This is a genomic window from Yeosuana marina, assembly GCF_011762485.1.
In the GTDB taxonomy this organism is placed as follows: Bacteria; Bacteroidota; Bacteroidia; order Flavobacteriales; family Flavobacteriaceae; genus Yeosuana; species Yeosuana marina.
The window spans coordinates 1-23,387 of sequence record NZ_JAAKGI010000001.1 but is presented as its reverse complement, the minus strand read 5'-3'; the positions used below and the strand labels follow the sequence as shown (position 1 = coordinate 23,387).

General features: G+C 32.5%; 22 protein-coding genes. 5 read left to right on the top strand and 17 right to left on the bottom strand.

The features are described from left to right. The first annotated feature begins 8 nt into the window (after nucleotides 1-8). From G5V56_RS00110 to G5V56_RS00095, 4 genes are all read left to right on the top strand, one after another. Complete coding sequence (locus tag G5V56_RS00110; RefSeq protein ID WP_166959418.1) at nucleotides 9-1,271, top strand: glycosyl hydrolase family 17 protein; 1,263 nt, start codon at nucleotides 9-11, stop codon at nucleotides 1,269-1,271. Nucleotides 1,272-1,338: 67 nt separating this feature from the next. Further along, a complete protein-coding gene (locus G5V56_RS00105; protein ID WP_166959415.1) occupies nucleotides 1,339-3,708 on the top strand; it encodes an MFS transporter in 2,370 nt (789 codons plus the stop codon). A 45-nt stretch (nucleotides 3,709-3,753) separates the two neighbouring features. Beyond that, nucleotides 3,754-4,662, top strand: a complete 909-nt coding sequence (locus G5V56_RS00100) for a glycoside hydrolase family 17 protein (RefSeq protein ID WP_166959412.1) — start codon at nucleotides 3,754-3,756, stop codon at nucleotides 4,660-4,662. A gap of 16 nt (nucleotides 4,663-4,678) precedes the next feature. Next, nucleotides 4,679-5,611, top strand: a complete 933-nt coding sequence (locus G5V56_RS00095) for a glycoside hydrolase family 17 protein (protein ID WP_166959409.1) — start codon at nucleotides 4,679-4,681, stop codon at nucleotides 5,609-5,611. Between the two features lie 31 nt (nucleotides 5,612-5,642). Here G5V56_RS00095 and G5V56_RS00090 read toward each other — a convergent pair whose 3' ends face one another. From G5V56_RS00090 to G5V56_RS00045, 10 genes are all read right to left on the bottom strand, one after another. Then, a complete protein-coding gene (locus G5V56_RS00090) occupies nucleotides 5,643-8,654 on the bottom strand; it encodes an efflux RND transporter permease subunit (protein WP_166959406.1) in 3,012 nt (1,003 codons plus the stop codon). Nucleotides 8,655-8,656: 2 nt separating this feature from the next. Further along, entirely contained in the window at nucleotides 8,657-9,565 is a 909-nt protein-coding gene (locus tag G5V56_RS00085; RefSeq protein WP_166959403.1) for an efflux RND transporter periplasmic adaptor subunit, read from the bottom strand. A gap of 16 nt (nucleotides 9,566-9,581) precedes the next feature. Further along, nucleotides 9,582-10,865 (bottom strand): TolC family protein, encoded by a 1,284-nt coding sequence (locus G5V56_RS00080; protein ID WP_166959399.1) that lies wholly within the window; start codon nucleotides 10,863-10,865, stop codon nucleotides 9,582-9,584. A gap of 170 nt (nucleotides 10,866-11,035) precedes the next feature. After that, entirely contained in the window at nucleotides 11,036-11,497 is a 462-nt protein-coding gene (locus G5V56_RS00075; RefSeq protein ID WP_166959393.1) for a PepSY-like domain-containing protein, read from the bottom strand. Nucleotides 11,498-11,567: 70 nt separating this feature from the next. Further along, complete coding sequence (locus G5V56_RS00070) at nucleotides 11,568-12,833, bottom strand: sensor histidine kinase (RefSeq protein ID WP_166959389.1); 1,266 nt, start codon at nucleotides 12,831-12,833, stop codon at nucleotides 11,568-11,570. Further along, nucleotides 12,826-13,503 (bottom strand): response regulator transcription factor, encoded by a 678-nt coding sequence (locus G5V56_RS00065; protein ID WP_166959384.1) that lies wholly within the window; start codon nucleotides 13,501-13,503, stop codon nucleotides 12,826-12,828. Before G5V56_RS00065 ends, G5V56_RS00070 begins: the two co-directional genes overlap by 8 nt. Before the next feature lie 70 nt (nucleotides 13,504-13,573). Next, on the bottom strand, nucleotides 13,574-14,323 hold the full coding sequence (locus G5V56_RS00060) for a phosphatase PAP2 family protein (RefSeq protein WP_166959379.1): 750 nt from the start codon (nucleotides 14,321-14,323) through the stop codon (nucleotides 13,574-13,576). A 247-nt stretch (nucleotides 14,324-14,570) separates the two neighbouring features. Next, nucleotides 14,571-15,446, bottom strand: coding sequence for a sterol desaturase family protein (locus G5V56_RS00055; RefSeq protein WP_166959374.1), 876 nt, complete (start codon nucleotides 15,444-15,446; stop codon nucleotides 14,571-14,573). Nucleotides 15,447-15,519: 73 nt separating this feature from the next. Continuing rightward, nucleotides 15,520-15,990 carry a monoheme cytochrome C gene (locus G5V56_RS00050; protein WP_166959367.1) on the bottom strand — a complete coding sequence of 157 codons (471 nt, stop codon included), beginning with the start codon at nucleotides 15,988-15,990 and terminating at the stop codon, nucleotides 15,520-15,522. After that, complete coding sequence (locus tag G5V56_RS00045; RefSeq protein ID WP_166959360.1) at nucleotides 15,991-17,211, bottom strand: sulfite oxidase; 1,221 nt, start codon at nucleotides 17,209-17,211, stop codon at nucleotides 15,991-15,993. 137 nt (nucleotides 17,212-17,348) lie between these two features. On the opposite strand from G5V56_RS00045, the gene G5V56_RS00040 reads away from it, so the two are divergent. Continuing rightward, nucleotides 17,349-18,026 (top strand): hypothetical protein, encoded by a 678-nt coding sequence (locus G5V56_RS00040; protein WP_166959353.1) that lies wholly within the window; start codon nucleotides 17,349-17,351, stop codon nucleotides 18,024-18,026. 482 nt (nucleotides 18,027-18,508) lie between these two features. Here G5V56_RS00040 and G5V56_RS00035 read toward each other — a convergent pair whose 3' ends face one another. The 7 genes from G5V56_RS00035 to G5V56_RS00005 all read right to left on the bottom strand — a co-directional run bounded on the left by G5V56_RS00035 (nucleotide 18,509) and on the right by G5V56_RS00005 (nucleotide 23,232). Beyond that, entirely contained in the window at nucleotides 18,509-19,342 is an 834-nt protein-coding gene (locus G5V56_RS00035) for a cyanophycinase (RefSeq protein WP_240911180.1), read from the bottom strand. Nucleotides 19,343-19,467: 125 nt separating this feature from the next. After that, on the bottom strand, nucleotides 19,468-20,319 hold the full coding sequence (locus tag G5V56_RS00030) for an IS3 family transposase (protein WP_317166386.1): 852 nt from the start codon (nucleotides 20,317-20,319) through the stop codon (nucleotides 19,468-19,470). Beyond that, complete coding sequence (locus G5V56_RS00025; protein ID WP_166959347.1) at nucleotides 20,319-20,690, bottom strand: transposase; 372 nt, start codon at nucleotides 20,688-20,690, stop codon at nucleotides 20,319-20,321. Before G5V56_RS00025 ends, G5V56_RS00030 begins: the two co-directional genes overlap by 1 nt. Before the next feature lie 337 nt (nucleotides 20,691-21,027). Next, nucleotides 21,028-21,261 carry a hypothetical protein gene (locus G5V56_RS00020; RefSeq protein ID WP_166959344.1) on the bottom strand — a complete coding sequence of 78 codons (234 nt, stop codon included), beginning with the start codon at nucleotides 21,259-21,261 and terminating at the stop codon, nucleotides 21,028-21,030. A 184-nt stretch (nucleotides 21,262-21,445) separates the two neighbouring features. Beyond that, a complete protein-coding gene (locus tag G5V56_RS00015) occupies nucleotides 21,446-21,853 on the bottom strand; it encodes a hypothetical protein (RefSeq protein WP_166959341.1) in 408 nt (135 codons plus the stop codon). Further along, entirely contained in the window at nucleotides 21,828-22,442 is a 615-nt protein-coding gene (locus tag G5V56_RS00010; protein ID WP_166959338.1) for a hypothetical protein, read from the bottom strand. The genes G5V56_RS00015 and G5V56_RS00010 overlap by 26 nt, the downstream gene beginning before the upstream one ends. 151 nt (nucleotides 22,443-22,593) lie before the next feature. Then, on the bottom strand, nucleotides 22,594-23,232 hold the full coding sequence (locus tag G5V56_RS00005) for a hypothetical protein (RefSeq protein WP_166959336.1): 639 nt from the start codon (nucleotides 23,230-23,232) through the stop codon (nucleotides 22,594-22,596). Between the last annotated feature and the right edge of the window lie 155 nt (nucleotides 23,233-23,387).

Sequence of the window (23,387 nt, the reverse complement as noted above, 5' to 3'; positions counted from 1 at the left end):
ACAAACTCATGGTATGTATTAAAAAAATAGTGTGGTTTTTTTTCATCGTAACTATTTTTTCATGTTCAGAAAAACCAAAAGAAACAATGTCGAAAACTGCAGCTGAAATTTTAGGAAATCCCAATTATTTAGCCATGTCTTATGGAGGTTATAGATATCAGGATCATAGTATTGAACCTACATTAGAAGAGCTCAAAGAAGACATGAAAATTTTGCATGCCTTAGGTATTAGAATAGTTCGAACTTATAAAGTACACAAACCGCAAGCCGAAAACCTTTTAAAAGCAATTAGCGAGTTAAAACAGGAAGATCCTAGCTTTGAAATGTATGTCATGCTTGGTGCATGGATAGATTGTAAAAATGCTTGGACAGACCAAAAACCTATTCATAACCTAGAAAGTGATGATAACAAACCACAAATGGAAAAGGCCGTTGCATTGGCCAATCAATATCCAGATATCGTAAAAGTAATCGCTGTTGGGAACGAAGCGATGGTAAAATGGGCGGCAAGTTATTATGTTGAACCATGGATTATATTAAAATGGGTAAATTATCTTCAAGATTTAAAGAAAAAAGGAAAACTATCTAAAGATTTATGGGTGACAAGTTCAGATAATTTTGCGTCTTGGGGAGGCGGTGGCGAAGAATACCATGTAGAAGATTTAAACAAATTGATTAAAGCCGTAGATTATCTTTCGGTACACACCTATCCTATGCATGACACACATTATCAGCCAGATTTTTGGTTAAACCCAGAAGGTATGGAAGGTAAAACCGATATGGAAAAAATTGAAATATCGATGTTGCGAGCTAAGGAATACGCGAAAATGCAGTATGAAAACGTCAAGAGATATATGGAAAGTCTTGGTGTAAGTAAACCTATACATATTGGTGAAACCGGATGGGCAAGTTTATCTTCAGGATTTTATGGTCCTGATGGATCTAAAGCTTGTGACGAGTATAAAGAAGCATTGTACTATAACCATATGAGAGACTGGACTAACCAAGAAGGAATCTCCTGTTTTTATTTTGAAGGATTCGACGAACCATGGAAGGGTGGTGATAATTCTGGGAATTCAGAAAAACACTTCGGACTGTTTACAGTAGATGGCAAAGCAAAGTATGCCCTTTGGGATATGGTTGATCAAGGCGTTTTTAAAGGATTAACCAGAAATGGAAACCCTATTAATAAAACCTATAATGGAGATAAAAATGCTCTAATGAAAGATGTTTTAGTGCCGCCAACTGCAAAAGAAGTTTCTATTAAATAATTGATATGTATTAAATTTTCAAGGAATAAAATATTCTATAAACACTAACTAAACAAAAACTAAAACTATGTCGAATAATAAAACACTAACAAAACACCAGGTACCATTTGGACAAAAAATAGCCTTTGGTGTAGGGATGCTTTCTAATCAAATGTTTCCTGCTGCTTTAGCTATTTTCATGGTAGTGCTAGTTCAAGATTATGCCTTTCCAACTTGGATGTGGGGAATTTTATTTTTTCTTCCTCGTGTTTTTGATGCTTTTTCAGATCCTATTATGGGATTTATTTCTGATAATACAAGATCCATTTGGGGTAGGCGCAGACAGTATGTGTTTCTAGGAGCTCTAATAATGGGAATTTCTTTTGCACTGATGTGGCAAATATATTTAACAGATAGTGTAAGTTATAACTTTACATATTTCTTAATATGGTCTTTAGTGTTTTATTTAGGACTTACTATTTTTTCTGTGCCTTACGTGGCTATGGGTTATGAGATGAGTGATGATTTTCATGAGCGTACCAGCATCATGGCAATAGCTCAATTTATAGGACAATGGGCTTGGGTAATAGCGCCTTGGTTTTGGGTGGTAATGTATGACGATAATTGGTTTGGAGAAACAACTGAAACAACAAGAACTTTAGGTATTTGGGTTGGTGTTATTTTTGCTCTTTTAGCAATGGCGCCTGCTATTTTTATTAAAAGTAAGTCAACTAAAAATGATGAAAGTTTAACGCCCTTAACAATAAAAACTATTGGAGGTAGTTTAAAACAAATTATAGAAAATTTTAAAGAAGCTTTCAAAATTGAACAGTTTAGAAAATTGTGTTTTTCAACATTTTTGATTTTTAATGCTTACAACGTTGTTGCTGGATTTTCATTTTTTATTGTCGTCTATTATTTATTTGGTGGTGATGCTTCAGCAGCAGGACTTTGGCCAACACTGTTAGGCAGTGTAGGTGCTTTAGGAACTACCTTTTTGGTAATACCTATTGTAGCTTGGATGTCTAGAGTCATAGGTAAAAAGAAAGCCTTTTTGGCTTCTCAAGGAATTTCTATTTTAGGATATATTATGCTTTGGTTTTTATTTATTCCTGGTAAACCATATATGTTTTTATTTGCCTTGCCTTTTTTCTCATTTGGTATTGGAAGTTTGTTTACGCTCATGATGTCAATGACATCTGATGTTATAGATATAGATGAATTAAATACAGGAAAACGAAGAGAAGGGGTTTTTGGAGCTATTTATTGGTGGATGGTAAAGTTTGGTTTTGCAATAGCAGGATTATTAACAGGTGCTATTATGACGTTGGTTGGTTTTGTACCAGATACCGTAAATACCGAAGCGTCAATTACAGGCATAAGATTATTCTATTCAGGTTTGCCAATAGTGGGTACGCTTGCTGCGATGTGGATAATGCGTAATTATAACCTAACTGAAGAAAGAGCTAATGAAATTTCTGAAGAATTAAAAAAGAGAAAAGCATTCAAACCTTCTGGTTATGCTAATATGAAGTTGCTTTCTGAAATTGATATTCATACAGTTTCAGAAAAAGAACTCAAACAAAAATTCCCACAACTTTTCTCTACTAAACTAGATTTTTCTTCTCTATCAAAAGAGGATATTCAAAAAGAATTTATGAATGTCTTTCAAAAAGGTATGCCAGGAATCTGCTTTAGTGCCTACGAAAAAGGACAAGAACCTGGAGATTTTATTTCTGAAGAGCAAATACGAAAACGATTAGAAATATTGAAACCACACACTCAATGGATACGAGTTTTTTCTTGTACTAGTGGGCATGAGAAAATTCCTAAAATTGCTAAGGAAATGGGGTTAAAGACTATGGTAGGTGCTTGGTTAGATAACGACATAGAGAAAAATTATTTAGAAGTTCAATCTCTCATAAAATTAATAAAGGAAGACCTTGTCGATATTGCAGCAGTAGGTAATGAAGTACTTTATAGAGGCGAATTAAGCGAACAGACCATTATAAATTCTATTAATCTAGTAAAAAAGGCATCAAAAAACACACCAGTTGGCTATGTTGATGCTTACTATGAGTTTATAAATAGACCTCAATTAGTTGCAGCATGTGATGTTATTTTAGCAAACTGTTATCCGTATTGGGAAGGAGCAGATATAAAAATAGCAGGATTTTATCTTCAGGAAATGTATCATAAAACAGTTGAAGCAGCACAAGGTAAAAAGGTTATTATTACAGAAACTGGTTGGCCTAGTATAGGTGAAAGAACTGGAGACGCAGAACCTTCAAAAGGTAATGTAATGACCTATTACATTAAGACACAATTATGGGCTGAAAATGAGAATGTAGACGTATTTTATTTTTCTTCATTTGATGAGTCGTGGAAAATACATTCCGAAGGATGGGCAGGTACCTCTTGGGGATTATGGGATGTCAATGACAACTTTAAATATTAAAATTCTATTTCTAAAACTATAAACTAAACACTTAAATATATTACGATGTCATATAGAAGAGAGTACCATTATACCTTAGAAGGTGCAGATTATACAGAAAATGTAGGCGTTGATTTTAGCAAACTATCTACTAAAAAATTAGAAAAACTTTGGCGAGAAACCCTTGAAAAGGGCATGCACGGATTATGTTTTAGCATGTACGAAGATGGTCAAAAACCTGGCGACGTTATCACTGAAGAACAAGTAAAGAGAAGAATGCAAATTATAAAACCTTATACCAAATGGGTGCGTTCATTTTCTTGTGTTGAAGGAAACGAACACATAGCACGTATTGCTCATCAAAACGGTATTAAAACGTTAGTTGGTGCTTGGTTGGGTGATGATTTAGATATGAATGAAGATGAAATAGAGGGTCTTATTGCATTAGCCAAAGAGGGGTGCGTCGATATAGCAGCTGTAGGTAACGAGGTAATGTATCGTGGAGATTTAACGGAAGACCAATTGTTAGAGTACATCAATCGTGTTAAAGAGGCTTTACCAGGAATTCCTGTTGGGTATGTTGATGCGTATTATGAATTTTCACATAGACCAAGAATTACTGAGGCTTGCGATGTTATTTTAGCTAATTGTTATCCGTATTGGGAAGGGTGCAGTATAGAACACTCTTTAAACCATATGCAACAAATGTATGGTCAAGCTTCTGATGCAGGAAGAGGTAAGAAAGTCATTATTACTGAAACGGGCTGGCCAAGTGAAGGCGGTAGTTTGAGAGGGGCTGTATCGTCTGCTGAAAATGCTATGAAATATTTTGTAAATTCGCAGGTGTGGTCTTCAAAAAGTAATATAGAAATGTTTTATTTTTCATCGTTTGATGAATCTTGGAAAGTTGGAGCAGAAGGAGATGTAGGTGCGTATTGGGGACTTTGGGATAAACACGAAAAATTAAAATTTTAAAAATTAGTATTTATTAATGAACTTAACCAAAAAATTAAATCTTCCTTTTGCCAATGCTATTTGCTATTCTGGTTTTAGAGAGGGGCAACAACCTGGTGGAGAGTATCCAACTTATAATCAAGTTAAAGAAGATCTTTTAATACTTCAAGGACAATGGAAATACTTAAGGTTGTATGATTGTGATAAACATTCTGAAATTGTTTTAGATGTTATAAAGAAGGAAAAGCTTGATTTTAAAATTATGCTCGGTGCCTACATTGTAGCAGAAATGAATAATTTTGGCTGTCCTTGGGGTGTAACTTATACAGAAGAACAACTTGAGGAAAACAAGAAAATTAATGTAAGACAGATTGATAAACTTATTAGGTTAGCAAATCAATACCCTGATATTATATTTTCACTATCTGCTGGTAACGAAGCTTGTGTTGATTGGACCGATCATTACGTGCCCGTTAAGAGTGTTATTGCGTATGTAAAGCGTATTAAAAAAGGGGCAAAACAACCAGTAACTTTTTGTGAAAATTATGTGCCTTGGCTTGATAAGTTAAAAGATTTGGTAAAAGAAATTGATTTTATTTCCATTCACACCTACCCTGTTTGGGAATATAAACATATTCATGACGCATTAGAATACACCAAAAACAATTATTATGCAGTCGCCAATAAATATCCAGAAGTACCAGTTGCTATTACGGAGGCAGGTTGGGCGACTAATTCTAATGGACGAGGTATTGATCCTTCAAATGTAAGTGAAGAAAATCAAGAGATATATTATCACGATTTGGTAAACTGGAGTCATGAAGAACAAATACTTACCTTTGTTTTTGAAGCTTTTGATGAGCCTTGGAAAGGTTCGCCAGAACCCTTAGAACCTGAGAAACATTGGGGTTTATTTAAAGTTGACAGAACTCCGAAATTAGTCATGAGTGAACTCTATTCCAAACAATAATTTAAACATACTAAGCTTTTAAGACTGCTTATCATTTGCTTATTCTTACAAATTTATAAATAAGCGTAGGAAGCACAATTAATAGTAACGGTAAGGCTATAATAAAACCACCTATAACAGCAATGGCAAGTGGTTGATGCATTTGCGCTCCAGTTCCTATTCCTAATGCCAACGGTGTTAACGCTACAATCGCACTAATAGCTGTCATTAATTTTGGACGTAGTCGAGCAGAAATGGAATGAATAATAGCTTCTTTATACGTTAAATGTTTCAACTCTTCTAGGAATAGGTAAATGGTAAAAATAGATGCTTCACCAATAATTCCTATAATCATGATGATTCCCGTATAACTCCCAACATTTAAGGGTGTATGTGTAAAATATAATGCTAAAACACTTCCTGATATTCCTAAAACGCTGGTAAAAATTACTATCAAGGAAAGTATTAGATTTCTGAACATAAAGAGAATCACGGTAAAAACTAACAAGCCTCCTAGAATTAAAATTAGCAACAATTCACTAAATGATTGTTGTTGTTCTGCATACGAACCTCCATATTCTATTTGGTAAGAAGGTGGCAAATTTATAGTTGATACCACGTGTTTAATATCTTTCATAACACTTCCTAAATCCCTGTTATTAAGGCGTGATGTAACAACACCCATAGTTTGCAGATTTTCACGTTCAATTTCTGAAACACCTTGCAGTATAGAAAAATCAGCAAATGTTGACAACGGAAAATAGTTACCTTCAGGAGTGCTTATTTTTACCTTTTTTAATTTATTTATTGGTGTTTTATAATTTTCAGGAAATAAGACTCGAATATTAGTTAATTGTTCCTTTTCTAAGATGGCTCCAGAAATGGTGCCTGACAAGTAGGTTTGTATTTGATTTTGTAAGTCGGTGTCAGACAAGCCATATTGTTTTAAAATTTCTTCCTTAGGATTAATTTTCAACATCGGACCTGCAACCACAATACCGTCAAAAACATCCGCAGTCCCTTGAACTTGCTCTACTTTTTGAGCAATTTGTTTTGAAAGTTCTTTGAGTTTTTCATGATCTGTTCCAAAAATTTTGATTTCTATGGGCTGAACGCTGCTCATTAAATCGCCTAACATATCTCCAATAACTTGCCCAAAATCAACAGTTAAAGCCGGAATAGAGTTTTCAATTTTTGTTCGGATGATGTCACTTACTTCGTCGGTGGTGAGTGTTCTTTTTTTCTTTAACTCAATTAAGTAATCACCGCGATTTGGTTCCGTAATAAAAAATCCCATTTGAGTTCCTGTTCTTCTTGAATACGCTTTTACTTCCGGCATGCCATCTAAAATATCATCAACTGCAGTAAGCATACGATTTGTTTCTTCAAGCGATGTTCCTGATGGACTATTATAGTCTAAAACAATAGAACCTTCATCCATTTGTGGTAAAAATCCGGTTTCTAATTTTGGTAAAACGACTATAATACTTACTATCAGGAGTCCTATAAATGCGAAACTAATAAAAGGCTTTTCTATAAAATAACGAACCCATTTTCGTTCCCTTAAAACAACAGGCGGTAACTCTTTGGGTTTCTTTTTTGAAAAGAGTAAATAAATAACAGGCAGACCTATCCAGGTAACAAAAAAGGAAACGGTTAAGGTAATAACCATAGTTTCGGTGAGAATTTTAAAATAGGCACCAGCAATTCCTGTCATTAATACAAAAGGCAGAAAAATAACAATGGTACTTAAGGACGAACTTACCATAGCTGGAAATAAAAATTTAATAGCTTTTCCAACCAGTTTTATGGGTGGTTCCGACGGGTGTTCTTCGTGAGTTCTATGAATTTGTTCTACAATAATAACCGCATCGTCTATAATTAAACCAATAGAGGCTGCAATAGCTCCAATAGTCATAATATTTAAATCATAACCAATAACTTTCATAACTAAAAAGGTAAGACCTAGTGTTATGGGTATGGTCGCCAATAATACGCTACTTGCTTTGAAGGAACGAAGAAAAATAATAACAACGATGATAGCTAAAACAAGACCAATCCAAAGAACATCTATGATACTTTTTAAGCTATCCCCAACAAAATCAGCTTGGTTGTAATAGGGTTTAAGTTGAACACCTTTGGGTAAAATATGATTCAATTCACTTACCTTTTGAGTGACCTGGTCAGACACATCAATTAAGTTACTATTAGGTTGTTTTAAAATGGCTATCAGCGGTACATTTTTCCCGTCTGCTTTAATTTTTATAAATTCAGTTTGTTCAGATATTTGAACGGTCGCTATATCTTTAATTGCTATTTTTCGTTTGGAATCATCTGAAATCACTAGGTTTTCTAATTCTTCTTTATTATTAATAGTAGCATCAGTAACGGTTAGATAAAGCCTTTTATAGTCAACGGTGTAGCCATTAGATTGGATGAACCCGGTTTGTTTAATGGCGTTAATAATTTGTTGCGGATTTAGTTTTAAAACACTTAATTTTTTCTGATCTAGTAGAATTTGATATTCTTTGGTTTTTCCTCCAATAACTTCTACGGCCGAAACACCTTTTATTCTAGATAAATAAGGTTTAATGATATTCTCACCAATCAATTTTAGCTCGATTTGATTTTTTGTGTCGGATTGCAATGAATACCCCATAACCGGCAAAATTGAAGGATTCATTTTTTCTACCGTTATCTGGACGTTTGGAGGCAGGTCGCTTTTTATTTGAGTAATCCTGGATTCAATTTGTTGTTTGTCAGTATTAATATCAGAATTCCAATCTAAAAAAGCAGAAATTTCACAACTACCCATACTAGTGATACTACGAATGGATTGTAAATTTTCTACACGTTTAATAGCATTTTCAACAGGTTTGGTTACCGTTACCATCATTTTGTCAACGGGTTGTTGCCCATTATCAACAATGATTTTTATTTTAGGAAAGGTAACATTTGGAAAAAGAGATGTGCTTAAATTTTTATAAGAGTAGGCGCCTATTACAATTAAAAGAATAAGAATAACAGTTAACGGACTCTTATATTTTACATACATGCTGTCCATAATTAGTTAATTTTAACTTTTGTGCTGTCTGGCAAACCGTAGGCTCCTTGTTTTATAACAGCATCAGCTGGGGTTAATTTAGGACTTAAAACTTCTATAGTATTAGCGTTTTCAATTCCTTTTTGTATGGGTACTTTTATGGCTAAAGAATCTTGATTAACTTTCATTATCCAAAATTCATCTTGAGTTTCGTTGGTTAAAATAGCGTCTTTAGGTAACATGACACTATGCGCTTTTTCGCTACTTAAAAGAGACACAATAACATTTAAGTTTTCTGGTAATGGACTGTATTTTTTTAGTTTAAATAGCATTTGTTGTGTTTGAGAAACAGGGTCTACCATGGGTATTGCCTTATAAAAAGTGGCCGGCAACACCTCTTTATTTGGGAGTTCAATATCAATAGTATTAGAACTGTTAAGTAGCTTGCTGTAATTATAGGGTGTATTTACTTGTACAGCGATATCTTCGTTTTTCACAATAGTTGCCATAGCACTCCCTTCAGTTATATAAACCCCAGAATCTGTTATGTTGAGCGTATTAACATAACCCATAGCACTCGCAAATACGGATATAATACCAAATTGATTGGAAGGTGACAGATTAGAGTCTTTTAAAGCTTTACTTTCTTTGGTTTGTATTTTAAAAAGAAGGTCTCCTTTTTTAACCCAGTTACCCAATGCGGTATTTACAGTTGTTACATACCCAGTAATAGGAGCCGTAACAGTTGTTTTGTTTAAATATACAATTTGACCATTTATTTGTTCTCTTTTTTGAATGGCTCCAATAGTGGGGTGAACTATGGAAACACTAGGTTTTGGTAACGCAACGGCATCGGTTGATGCGTTTTTATTATTACAGGACACCATAAATACGAGAATGAGGAAGAGACTTTTAGGTAGTATGTTATTCATTTTAAACGATGGTTTTTTACAAATTCCAATAATTATAAGAATTGATTAAAATTTCTTTGAGCATCAACGTATTGGTTTTTGCATCTTGTTTCATTGAAATTTCCTTTATAAGTGTTTTTAGTTCTAAAACTGAAACCAAACTTTGTTTAATTTCAACTTTATATAACTCAAGGAGTTTATTGTATTCTTCTAATTGACTATTAATCAGAACAAGCTGTTTATTAACATTTTCAATTTGACTTAAAATATTGTTTTTACGTATGTGGTTTTGATTTTCAAAGTATTTTCTATCGGTTTCAATATTTTCAAGCTGTATTTGAGATTGTTCTTTTTTAATTTGTTTTTGATGCCCATCAAAAATATTCCAGTTTAAAGAAACACCAATACTAGCCCCCAAACGGTTTGGAGCTGGATTATAAGTTGCGTTGAGTCCCGCGTCTCCAAAAGCATTTATTTGAGGTAAATATTGCAGTTCAAAGATCTTTTGATTGGCATTAACAGATAGGCTATCTAACGTAAATTGCGAACTAAATAATGATTGGTTATGCTGTAAAGAATTTAATTGCAAATCAATGGTATCGAGGTTATGCAGGGTTGTATCATCAATACCACATAATAAGTTAAGCGCGTTAAAATTATTCAGGTATTCACCAGAAAGGCGCTCGTAATCAATCTGACTATTTTTTAAGGCTATTTCTAATAATTTTAAATCAATTAATTTATAAATTCCAGCATCAACTAATGGTTTCATTTGCTGGATTTGATCTTTTATTATTTGAATTGTTTGTTGCGTATTTTCTTTTTGCTTTTGTGATTGAACACAAAGTATATATTGGTGTGTAACCACTTGATGTAACTCTGCTTTGGTAAGCTCACCAGTATTTTTATTTTGCTCCTGTAAGATGTTGGCTTTGTTTTCCTGAGCAGAAACATATCTATTTGTAAATAAGGGTTGATTTACCGACATGAGTGCTTGAAATTGACCGCCATTGGTCGCTCCCAAATCCTGACCAATATAATCGGTGCTTCCAGAAGATAGCAATTGTAATGTATTGTTATTACCATCTTTCGATATGATTGGTGAAAAGATGACATTACTATTTATGTTAAGCTTTGCACTTTTGTAAATAGCTCTGTATTGTGCTACATCTAAATCGATAATTTTGTTGTTGTTATCCTGCTTTTGAAGTAGTGGACTATTTTTTTCGGCATTATCTAAATAATATTGTAAGCTGCTTTGCGAATAAGTAGTATTATAAAAAAAGGTAAGTAGACAAAAAATAGTAATAAAACGTCTCATAGTATAAATATCAAAGATAACAAAAGAAGCTGTCTAAAAAGTATGTTTTAGGTCATTGAGAGGAACGAAGCAATCTGTAAGTCATTATTTTTCTCTCGAGAGATTACTTCACTGCGTTCGTAATGACGTTTTATCTACTTTTTAAACGGCTTTCTTTTATTTAATTTCTATTAATCATTGTCTTCATCATCATTTTCAGCCTTCATTTCTTTTTTCATAACGTTTCCTTCAGGAGAAATGGCAACTTCCATATCCGTGTCATTTTTTTCTAAGGCAAACTCATAAACTTTTCCTTGAGCTGTTTCAGATATTTCGGCTTCTTCAATATCATAGCCATTAAATTCAGAGTCTAATGCTTGTTTAACGGCTGCAGGAATATCTTTTTTGTTTATTTCGTATTCCGTTTCCATCCAAATTCCTTCAGACGAAAAATTAGCCGAATACTCTTGTCCATTCATTTTAAATTCTGCTTCCCATTCGGTGTCATTTTCTTTATCCCAACTTACTTTTTTAACTGTTGGGAATTTTTGTAAAAAGGCTGCTTTTACATTGCCTGGAACTGTAGACTTTTGACCACATGCAGAAAACGTAGTAAAAAGAATTGCGATAACTGCTAATTTTAAGATTTTCATGATTACTTTTTTAGTGAATAATTTATTTATTACCAAAGGTGCAACACGATTTAGAAGAAATTTTGAATTTTTAGAAAGTTACTAAAAATGAGTGCTTATTTGCTACATAAGTATAGCTAATAGTCCATGTGTTATGGTCAGCTATTTTTTTCACTATAGCTAATCCTAAACCATTTCCTTGTTCGGAATTGCTTGATTTTGAAAAGCGATTAAAAAGATCTTCTTCTTTTAATCCTAATGGATTGCCCGTATTTGTTATTTCAAGTGTTTTATGAGAAATAGCAATGTTAATTGTTCCGGTCTTCAAATTATGTCTAACGGCATTCAGCAATAAATTACTCACTAATAATTCTGTGAGTCCATAATTGGCATGTACCAAAATATCTTTTTGAAACGTTGTTGTAACCGTTATATTTTTTTGCTCGGCTTGTTCTAAAAAGAAACCTAACTGTTTTTCTATAAGCTGTTGCAGTGAAAACGTTTCGGTGTCGTTATACTGTTCTGTATCTATTTTGGAAAGTAACAACAGATTTTTGTTGACTCTTTTTAATCTTGAAATAGTGACGTTTAAAGAACTTAAAAGTTCGGATTGGCCTTCGGTAATATCAGATCGCTGAATGAGTGTATCCACTTTTGCTTTAAAAATAGCGATGGGTGTTTGCAACTCATGAGCCGCATTTTCAACAAATTCTCTTTGATTGTTATAGATAGCTAAATTGCGTTTAATTAAATCGTTAATGCTTTTATTGAGTCGATTAAATTCTTCAGTATCTGAATTGGTAAAGTGAGGTTTTTGGTGTCTATCTATATCAAAATTTTCAATTTGATGAAGCGTTTCATAAAAAGGACGCCAAAGCCGTTGAGATAATTTTTTAGTAATAATAAATAGGCCTAACATCAATAATAAAATAAGACACACAAAAAGCAGGATGATGCTTAGCAAAAAATCTTCAGATTCAATCAAGTTAACTTTAGCGGAAAACACATAAGGTTTCCCTTCTATTGTAATGGGGGAATTCAATACTCTAAAACGGTCATTTTCTTGTTCTATTTTATTAAACGATGTACTATAAAATAGGGTGTCTTTTTTTAAATTATACGGTTCAAGTATTTCAACAGCGTAGTTAAAATTGTTCCATAATGAGATATCTTCAATCTTTAATTTTGAAAGAGAATTTTGAACAAAATCAGATTTTTGAAGCATTAAGCGTTCATTAACTTCATCGATATAAAATTTATTGGAAAGCACATAAAACAGTGGAGCCACAATAACAAATAACAGTATTGAAAAAACAAGATAGGCGCGTTGCGTTTTATGTAATAGTTTTTTATTCATCTTCCCATTTATATCCTAAACCATATACTGTTTTAATGTAGCTTTTGCTTTCGGCATTTTTTAGTTTCTTTTTAATATTTTTTATATGCGCATACACAAAATCATGATTGTCAATCATATCAGCCATATCGCCAGAAAGATGTTCAGCTATCGCTTCTTTAGATAATACTTTTTTATTGTTTCCAATTAAAAACAGTAATAAATCTATTTCTTTTTTTGTTACATCAATACTAATGCCATGAACCTTTACAACCTTTGAAAGTAAGTCAATTTGTATTTCATTAAAGGTTATGATGTTATTTCCATCAAATTTCTTTCGGCGTATTAAGGCTTGAATTCTCACCAATAATTCTGAGAGATGAAATGGTTTTACCAAATAATCATCGGCACCAAGATTGAAACCTTCTAGTCGGGTTTCTAAATTTTGTTTAGCTGAAATAATAATAACGCCATCTGATTTATTTAGTTTTTTAAGATGTGATAAAATATCAAAACCATTACCTCTGGGTAACATAAGATCGAGTAAAATACAATCGTAGTCATAAAGCGCAATTTTTTCTAAAGCCAAAGAAAAATCAGTTACCCATTCACAAACAAAGTCGTTCGTTTTCAAATAGTCCTGAATACTTTTTGCTAAGTCTTTTTCGTCTTCTATGAGTAAGATTTTCATATTTTAAAAATAAGTATCATTTTAGAATAAATAACTTGAATTTGGTATTAAGATAAAATTTTATGCTTTTTTAAAAAGACATAGACATTCCTAATCCATATTCTTTTCCGTTATAAAAGGGCATCACCATTGCATTCATTTTTTTCTCTTTTTTAAAGATTTTACTCTTAATAAAAGGATGTATCCAATAGGCTATTTTTGTACTTAAGATTCCTATCCCTGCACCTGCCACAACATCTGTAAACCAATGTCTGTTATTATAAATTCTAAAGAAACCAGTTCCCGTTGCTACTATATAGCCTGTTATACCATACCAAACGGAAACATCTTTATATTCCTGATATAAAAATTCGGCGCCCATAAAAGCAGTTGCTGTATGACCCGAAGGAAAAGAGGTTTTACCAGAACCATCTGGTCTTTCAACTTTAGTTATTTTTTTCATTCCATATACTGTAGTACCCATTATCAAATAAGCGGTTCCTAAAATAATAGTTCTATCTTTAAAATTGTTTTTCCCTTTTACACCTAATGCATCCAAGGCATATACAGACATAAATGGTGTGTATTGTGATATATCATCTATGGTGAATTTTTTATCTATGTGTTCGCTGACTTCTTCTTTTATTTCATTATTAATAAGCTTTAAGTTATCATTTTCAATACCTATAATTCCATAGGCAATCAAGGTGGTTGGAATAATTAGTGATTTATAATTAAATGGGATATTTTTAATTTGTTGTAAAGAATCTATATGAGTATTTTGACCAAATAGGTTTGAAGATACTATTGCTATAAAAACTATTAGTTTTATATTTTTCATAACGCTTTTGCTAAAGGTGAAAAACTAACTGTAAATTGTTATGCAAGTGTACTATTCAATTTCGAATAAATTTTGAATTTTAGCTGAGGTTTTTAATTTAGCTTACATGCTAATTGTATTGCGCATTAAATAAAACCGACCCAATGTGAAAATCTTAAAGGATAAAATATAGGTTCTACATTTAAAAAACTGAAAGCCCTTATAAATTTATAAGGGCTTGTATCAAATAGGGTAACTTAAAGTGGAGTTATTTTTGTCCTTTTTTAAATCCATATAGGTTTTGTCCAATAAAATCATGTGGAAATTTGTCATCTCCCTCAAACCCAATTTCAACAGTACCACTATCTTCTGGTATGTAATTTGTTTTAAAGATATAATCCCAAAGACTTAAACTAATTCCATAGTTTACACCATATTTGCCCTCTGGCAACGTATAGGCATGGTGATATAAGTGCATTACCGGATTGTTAAAAATATACTTAAGGGGCCCCCAAGTAATTTTAATATTGGAATGGTTAAAATGACCTATTGCAATGGTAATGAAATGAATTATATATGCCTGATTTGGTTCAAAACCTCCTATTATCATAACTCCAAATGTTTTTAGAGGCTTATACAATATATTTTCCATCCAGTGATATCTTAAATGGGCGGCAAATCCCATTTCTTTTACGCTGTGATGTACTTTATGAAACTTCCATAAAAATGGATACTTGTGCAATAAAACATGTGTAAACCACTGTACGAAATCTAGAATAATAAAAAATACAAGTAGTTGTAACCACATAGACCATTCAGAAATATCTAAAATTGCAAAGCTTTTAGCGGTAATATTAACGTCTTTAAATACGAGCCCTATAACTTTATAAAAACCACTGATTACGATTGAAAAAACGAAAAAATTAAAGTACATATAAAAGGTATCTAGCCAAAAATCTTTTCGGATGATTGCTTGTTCTTTTCTCCAAGGAAATGCTATTTCTAATAGCCAAACAAAAACAGATATAGCTGTAAGTCCCCAGAAATAATTAGTATACCATGGAACTTCAAAAATGATTGATTTCCAGGTCCAATCTACGGTTCCATTAAAGGAATTAATAAATGCGTTAATATACTTTTCCATAATAATTTTAGTGTTAGTATTATATAATCCTTCTCTTTTTTAAACAGAACTATTTTTATCTTATTATTTTAAATTAATCCTTTAATTCGTACCATTCTATATTTGTTAATATAGCTCGTCTTCCTGTGTCTACTGGAGGATAATTAGTTGCTAAATAATTAACAATTATTTCTTGATTTTTACCTAAGTCTGGTAGATTTTGTGTTTCCTGCATCCATTTTATAGTGGCATTCCATCGCTCAGCATTCATTCGGTTTTGAAGTATTAATTTTGAGGAATGACAAGCTGTACAGTTACGTACCACTGTCATTAACCCTTCGGCATCAACAAAACCAGTGCTAACATGGATACCATTTTCTATTCTATCTGGATCTAATTCTTCAACGGCTATTTGTATTTCCGGTGATTTTTTGAAATTAAAAAAACCAGGATTCACCATATAATAGACAAGTGAACTACCAGCTAATACAAATAAAGAAAAAAGTAAAAGCAATAAGCGATATACTTTTTTGACATGGTTAAAAAAATCAAATTCTTCAGACATTTATGTTACTTTAACAGCAATTCGATGACAAGCATTATTTAAATACCCTTTTGGATTCCAACCGGGTAATAACATGGGTTGTGCAATACCATTCGTATCGGTTGCTTTTGCCCAAACTTCATAATATCCCGTTTGAGGAAAATCTACTGAGGCCGAAAAATGTTGCCAAGCTAATCTATTTATTGGTTTTTCAATGGTACACACTTTCCAAGTGGCTCCATAATCTATTGAATATTCCATTTTGGCAACCTCTAATTCTCCTGCCCAGGCATGTCCTCTAATATTTAATACCTTTCCTTTTTTTATTGTGGCGCCAGATTTTGGATATGTAATTAAAGACTTTACAGGCATAGATTCAATAATACACATGTCTTCATCCTTAACTTTTTCACCAGGAGCTACTGGTTTGCAAGGCACTCTATAGGCATCTCCCGTCATTTTGGTACCATCATGCACCTTATTTCTAACACTAATTCTATTTATCCATTTACCAGATACGGAAGCTGGCCATCCTCCGGCAACTAAACGCAACGGATACCCATGCACAAAGGGAATATCTTTCCCATTCATTTGAAAGGCAATCAAAGTTTCATCTTGAAGTGCTTTAGACATTGGACAACCTCTTGAAATAGGCTCTTTCTTAGGATCTCGACTTAAATGTATATCGGTAGCATGATAGCCAATATAAACGGCATTATTTTTTATTCCAACATCTTCTAAAACGTCTTTTAGTCTCACGCCAGTCCATGAAGCACAGTGAACGGCTCCAACAGTCCATTGATTTCCTTTAGCGGGTGGATTAAATTCACTACGTCCATTTCCACCACATTCTATTGTTAATTGATATGTGTGATGCTTAAATTTTGATTTTAAATCAGAAAGCGTATACGTTTTTTCTTTGGCAACAGACTCGCCATCTATTTTCAATACCCAATTTTTAACATCAATATTTTCTGGAACTAATCCGTTATTTCGAATAAACATACACGAATTTGGAGTGATCTTGTCATCTAATAAATGAGCTTGTGCTTCTATATTCCAAGGTTTGTCGTTTAACACGATCATTTCTTTGTTTTTGCTAAACATTTTAAAAGGATCAGGGTCTTGTAATGCCAAGGGCATATAACCATCTAATATATTGGATCCAAAAACAATTTCGGTTCCAATAAGTGTAGCAAACGAACTTAGCGTTGCTTTTTTTACAAACAATCTTCTTTTCAAAAGGCGGAATTATTTAATTAAAGCATATATTATTCATGTTACAAAATACATATTATTAAACTTATCTTATGTAACAAATGTTACCTATATTATTAATAGTCAGTTATATATTGTGACATAACTTAAAACTAAACACTATGATAAAGAATTTCGGAACTAAATTTATTGGATGGGCTTTTATTTTGGCTGCTGTATTATTATGGAGTGGTTGGGCATTTTCACCTCATGAGGTAGGTGAGTATTTTATAGCATCAGATTTTGCTAATATTGGAAAAAATGTATGGTATTGGATTTGGATGTACCGAATTCATATTTTTGGATGGGTAACTATGGCCATTGCTATATTTGGCTTTGTTTCTATGACGGGCAATAAGCCTTATGGCGTATTAATAGTACCAGGAGCAGGAATGATTATTGTTGGAACATTTACCATAGCCATAGCTGCGGCATACTATTACAATTATGGAGCTTGGGGTGTGGGCCAAACTATGGGAAAATCACCCGAAGAAATTCAAGAATTTTTAAATGGAACCTTATTTACGAATCAATACGTTACATGCTTTGTACGTTTTGGTCGAATATTCTCAGGAGTAGGTTTAATATTACTGGGTTTTGGTCTTTTAAAATGGAAACTACTTAGTACATGGTTGGGATGGTTTACTGTTTTACTTGGTTTTACAGCAATGGGTATTATACTTTCAATTCCAGATAATTTTGAAGTATATAAACCTGTTTTCCATGTAAAAGTAATTTGGTTAGTTTCAATGGGTGTTTTTATATTACTTAAAGGAATTAATCTCTCTAAGACTGATTAATTTATAGCATTTTATAGAATTAATAAAAAACTCTGCATCCTTAACAATGCAGAGTTTTTTATTAAATTATTATAGTTTAATATCTTATTGATTAAGATAAGATTACTTTGATAAAAGGAAATTTTTTAATTGCTTTCATCTAACCAAAGTATTCAAGTCTTAAATCGTTAAATGAATTTTTCTTAAAAAAAACCTCCAACCTAAAAAAGGTTGAAGGCTTCTACTTGTACACTACATTGACCTATTCTCGAACCATAATGTCAAATTATTTACAAGTTTAGTTGAAGCTTAAACACTTTTAATAAACTTTATTTCTTGTTAATGGTATGATATAAGGTTTGAGTAAGGTTTCCGTTACAAATAATTTAGGAATATTGTGAGAAAAAATCTTCTACTTAACCATCAAGGCGAGGACTTTCCGAGAGGAAAGTCAGAAGCAATGAACTATAGCCGTTGTTAGCTACTGTGACGATGCATAATATTCAATTCCGAATGACTTTTTTTTCTCTTAAATTATATTTATCACCACTTTTTAAAAAATAGAATAATTGGTCTTTATTTGGTAGTTTTTTATGAGTGTCTTCATCAAATGGATTGGATTCAATCGACCAGAATGATTGGTCGTAAATAATGACGTAACTATCTCCAACAACTTCGAGAATATCTCCTTTAATTATAATAGCTGTACTTTCATCAATTCCGACACCCAAAAGTTCAGGTTTATTCTTTAAGATAGTAAGCATATCAAACTGTCGATTTCTGGTCAAGACATGTTGGTCAATAGCAATATTTGAAATAAATCCAAATCCAATTTCATGATCTCCCATCATTATTTGATTGTTTTTTGTATCTCCTCTTGCTAAAAAAGAACCTTGAATAGTTGCACCTGCAGACGAACCAGCAATTACACCACCTCTGTCCAATAATTTTAATAATTCTTTATGTACTTTGGTATTTAAATAGCTATCTGCAATTCGCCAAGTTTTACCACCAGTAAAATAGACACCTGTTGCTTCTTTAATCGGTTTAACAAAATCATCTGTATTTGCTTCAGTGGAATCACTTGTATGTAAAACAGTAAATTCAGGTATTCCATATTCTTTGAAATTTCTTTCTAGCAACATGGTATCTATTTCATTATTCTTAACAAACGCAGTTGGTATAACTACTATTTTTGCGGAATCTCCACCAGCCAGTTTCCGAAATTCTTTCATGATACTTGTATGTCCAATTTCTCCACCACCAATTGCTATGAGTGTTCCATTTTTATTTCCAGTAGTTACTTTGTTTTCCTGCGCTATATTTTCAATTGGCAAGAGAAATATGATTAAAAGTAGAAATAGTATTTTTATTCTTAACATTTGTAGTTCTCAATTATTTTTGCACAAACCTTTTTCAGTCATGTCTCGTCCTGAAATATGGCTACAGGTTAAAATTGAATTTACGCTGATAATTTATATACCATATTAGGATTTTTATAGTCTAAAGATAAATGTAATCTTATTTCGTTGTATAAATTAATTGCATTTTTTGTTGCTCTTTTCGCATGAGCTACGTTATCAAAGGTCTGGTCGAGATAAAACTCATCTTTTAGGATGCCGTTTACACGTTCAGCGATGGCATTTTCGTAACAATGATTTTCTTCAGTCATACTAATATCTATCTTATTTCTTTTAAGAATTTGTGTGTACACATTGCTACAATATTGTATACCTCTATCCGAATGATGGATAAGATGATTAATGTTTTTAGTTTGATAAATCGCTTTATTAAGCGCTCTAACACATCCTTTAAGTTCCAAGCTATCACTAAGGTCATACCCAACTATTTTCCTGGAATACATATCTGTTATTAGGGCTAAGTAACAAAACCCTTTTACCGTTCTGATGTATGTGATGTCAGAGACCCAAACCTGATTTGGTCTTGTAATTTCCATATCCTTTATAATGTTATTATACTTATAAAAACGATGATACGAGTTGGTTGTTCTGGCGCTAGTTTTCTTTCTAAGTGTTAGCATATTGTGTTTTCTAAGGACGTTAAATAAAGTATCTCTACCAATTTTAAGATTGGCTTTAGCGAACTCATCATCTAATGATTTTGTGAGTTTACGCACACCTTCTCTAGGAAGGGATTTACGTTTTCTACTAACTATGTTTATAATCTGTTGTTCCAGTTTTAAACGCATGTCAGCTCTAGATTTGTATTTATAATACGCATCACGTTTAAGTCCAAAACAACGGGTTATAGTCTGTAAAGAAGCAAATCCCTTAGATTTCTCTTTGGCTTTGATTAAGGCTTTGTACTTAGCTTTTTTTTTAATTCAGCAACAGATTTATAACCAAGATCTTCAGCCGCTACTTCAAGGTAAGAATCCAATACTAAGGCATCTAAATCCTTTTTAAGAAGTAGTTTTTTAAGCTGTTCAATCTCTTTTTGAAGAGCTTTAATTCTAGATATTTCGTCTTTAGTTTCCACTTTTACTCTGGTGTTCATTAAGTCTTTACGATTGTACTTTTTAATCCACTCGTTTACGGTTGTAGGTGCAATAGAATAGAGTTTACATAGTTCGCTCTTTGTGTGTTTACCGGTTGTAAGTTCGGCTAAAATTTTTAATTTGAAAGGTTCACTGTACCGTCTAATTACTTTGTCATTTTTATACATAATGTTTAAAATTATGTAGCCTTTATTCAGGACGGGTCAAACTTACACACAACGGTATTGTGTATGGTTAGTTGCGTGGTTAAGCAACTAATTTAGTAAACAAAAACGAACCCGAGAAAATTCCGAAGGAATTTTCCAAATAAGCACTTGCCAAAGCAATTAATTATACACGGTGTTGCCATTTCGTTGTTTTTTTAGGTATCTAATTATTCGACTAATTTCTTTTTCCACTTTTCAACGTTTGAGTGAGTTCAGTCAGCGTTTTATTCCGTAAAATTTTTCAATTCCGATTGAGTGAGCAATTCCGAAACTTGCTAAATTCTTTATTCAGTTTATTTTAAATTTCGCTTTTTGTTTTCTCCAGTTTTAATTTCAATTCCTGAATTTCAGCGTTTTTATCTTTAACTTCCATTTGAAAATACTTTAAACTTGTAAACAAGTAAATAAGAACAAAAAACGTTCTAATATCGGAAGAATTATATTCAGTCAAGAAATCAAATTTGCTTGAAATCCATAAAATTCCAAATAATACAATTGATACTGTAGAAATTATTTTTAGTGTTTTTTTCATTTCTTTTTATTTTCAGTTTGAGTGCGTTCGCCAATGAATGGCAACGGTTGGTACATGTTGTCGGGGCGGATTTCGAAGAGCGTTCCTGTCCGAAGGACATGGAACTGCGATGCGAGAATCCGCAGTTGGCGTACCACCGAACCCCGCCCTGCAATATGTACTTTGTTATGCAAAGTATTTTATTTTATCTAATCGGTATTTGCGATACTTCGATTTTTGTTCTATTAAGGTTACATTGTTTCATAAAACTTTTTAATTCTCTTTTGTTTTGAAAACACCTTGGTCCTAAAATAATTTCAGGGATTAGTGAATCATTCCAAATTTCTTTTAAGTCAAGTGCATAATAGCTTCTTATACCATCTTTGAATACACCATGGAGTTTATCATTTTTTCTTACTTGCAATTTCGTAGCTAAATTTGTAATATTTCTACTTATATTTTTAAATAGAACATGATTATCTGTGTTGGATTCATTTATCATGTCTTGCATAAGTTTTGCCGCTGTCTCTGCTTCACCTTCCATTAAATATATTCTATGTTCTTTCTCACTTGAAAATCCAGTATGTTTAAAAATTGGTTTTAATGTTGTCAAGGCTGCATAATAAATTTGATGAATAGATGTGTTCAAGTTTTTCTAATTCTCCAAATTCTCTAATGCTTCGATTAATTTTTTCATCGATTGAAGATTTCGCATATTTTAATTGCTCTTCGTGCGAATAAATTATAGGTGTGGGATGTAGCCAATCTGAAACTATGTCGGGAATTGCATTGATAAAATATAGATTATCAATTAGTGCCAAGTTGAATCCGATACTTACTCCACTAGAACTATTTGCATATCTTTCCCAATGGGTTAAACTGTCTTTATCTTCAACAAACGATAATCCATAATATTTGTAACGAGGCTTGTGCTTGTTAAAACTCATGTCTTTAGGAGCAAGTTCTATTTTACTTAATATTTCTTGATACTTCTCATTAGGATATTCGTCTTTAAGTTCTTTTAATGCTTCAGCTATTATTTTCTGAGCTAGTCTTAATTCAGAGGCATCATTTGAAGATTCAAGAGATGTTAACCAGAACGACTTGTTGGAAAAAATCCCATACATAGCTTCAACACTGCAATAGTGGTATACAATCTTATCCTTAAAACCTAAAGATTCTCTTAATTCCTTTTCGGTCATTTTGTTTCTGGTTAAGTTTTATATGACGGTCCTTTAATATTTTGCATAACGTCTCGGCTATGAGTAGTTGCGTGGTTTAGCACTCAACTTTGCAAGTACACACCAAACTGAAAATCCGCAAGGATTTTCAGAAGTAGGCGAGAACAAGCAATTACTTATAGCCATTGTTGTGCGTTCGTTTTTTTATTCGGTTAACAATTTCAAATCCCAAATATTCTTTCAGTTTCGGAAATTTGTATCTATAATATTCATTCCAATAGCTTATCATTCTACTTTCGGTCTGTTGCCAATATTTAGGGTTTTCATCACTAAATTCAGCGTAATAATCCAAAGTGTTTTCGTTTATTTTTTTGTCAATTATTGGAAGCAATTCATAAACGTATTCACCAATTAATTGGATTATAAATGGAACAGTCCACTTTTCAGAACTATCAGATATTAAATTCAGTCTTTTTTCTCTTAAATATCCATTTTGATGACGCAAATAAATACAATTTAAAATGTCTTTTTGTATGTCAGTCAAAGACTTTTCCAATTCTGGGTTTGGTTCGTTAAAGTAAAGTCTGTAAGGAATTATTAGAGTTTCGTTGTTAAAGTTAATATTTAATTCAGATTCGTGAATCAGATTGTCAACTTTGTGAGTTTGTCCATCACATAATTTGACTTGATTATTTTCAAATGGTAAGATTTTCAAAACTTCATTCAAATCCGAATGCAATTCTTTCGGAAACGACTTTTTTAATCTTTCCTGATATTCAGATTTAATATTTCGCTTAAATATCTTTAGCATTTCGTTTTTCTCAAATGACGCACAACGGGAGTTTGCGCACAAACCCCATTTATTTCTATAAATCTATAGATTTTCTGCAAATTAATGACATATGAGCTCATAAAATAAGGACTATTTAGGGTATTATTTTTTCTGACTAAAAATCCAAAAGGGCT

Coding starts and splice junctions, on each gene's coding strand:
- G5V56_RS00110 (WP_166959418.1), top strand. CDS start 9: ATGGTATGTATTAAAAAAATAGTGTGGTTTTTTTTCATCGTAACTATT.
- G5V56_RS00105 (WP_166959415.1), top strand. CDS start 1,339: ATGTCGAATAATAAAACACTAACAAAACACCAGGTACCATTTGGACAA.
- G5V56_RS00100 (WP_166959412.1), top strand. CDS start 3,754: ATGTCATATAGAAGAGAGTACCATTATACCTTAGAAGGTGCAGATTAT.
- G5V56_RS00095 (WP_166959409.1), top strand. CDS start 4,679: ATGAACTTAACCAAAAAATTAAATCTTCCTTTTGCCAATGCTATTTGC.
- G5V56_RS00090 (WP_166959406.1), bottom strand. CDS start 8,654: ATGGACAGCATGTATGTAAAATATAAGAGTCCGTTAACTGTTATTCTT.
- G5V56_RS00085 (WP_166959403.1), bottom strand. CDS start 9,565: ATGAATAACATACTACCTAAAAGTCTCTTCCTCATTCTCGTATTTATG.
- G5V56_RS00080 (WP_166959399.1), bottom strand. CDS start 10,865: ATGAGACGTTTTATTACTATTTTTTGTCTACTTACCTTTTTTTATAAT.
- G5V56_RS00075 (WP_166959393.1), bottom strand. CDS start 11,497: ATGAAAATCTTAAAATTAGCAGTTATCGCAATTCTTTTTACTACGTTT.
- G5V56_RS00070 (WP_166959389.1), bottom strand. CDS start 12,833: ATGAATAAAAAACTATTACATAAAACGCAACGCGCCTATCTTGTTTTT.
- G5V56_RS00065 (WP_166959384.1), bottom strand. CDS start 13,503: ATGAAAATCTTACTCATAGAAGACGAAAAAGACTTAGCAAAAAGTATT.
- G5V56_RS00060 (WP_166959379.1), bottom strand. CDS start 14,323: ATGAAAAATATAAAACTAATAGTTTTTATAGCAATAGTATCTTCAAAC.
- G5V56_RS00055 (WP_166959374.1), bottom strand. CDS start 15,446: ATGGAAAAGTATATTAACGCATTTATTAATTCCTTTAATGGAACCGTA.
- G5V56_RS00050 (WP_166959367.1), bottom strand. CDS start 15,990: ATGTCTGAAGAATTTGATTTTTTTAACCATGTCAAAAAAGTATATCGC.
- G5V56_RS00040 (WP_166959353.1), top strand. CDS start 17,349: ATGATAAAGAATTTCGGAACTAAATTTATTGGATGGGCTTTTATTTTG.
- G5V56_RS00025 (WP_166959347.1), bottom strand. CDS start 20,690: ATGTATAAAAATGACAAAGTAATTAGACGGTACAGTGAACCTTTCAAA.
- G5V56_RS00020 (WP_166959344.1), bottom strand. CDS start 21,261: ATGAAAAAAACACTAAAAATAATTTCTACAGTATCAATTGTATTATTT.
- G5V56_RS00010 (WP_166959338.1), bottom strand. CDS start 22,442: ATGACCGAAAAGGAATTAAGAGAATCTTTAGGTTTTAAGGATAAGATT.
- G5V56_RS00005 (WP_166959336.1), bottom strand. CDS start 23,232: ATGCTAAAGATATTTAAGCGAAATATTAAATCTGAATATCAGGAAAGA.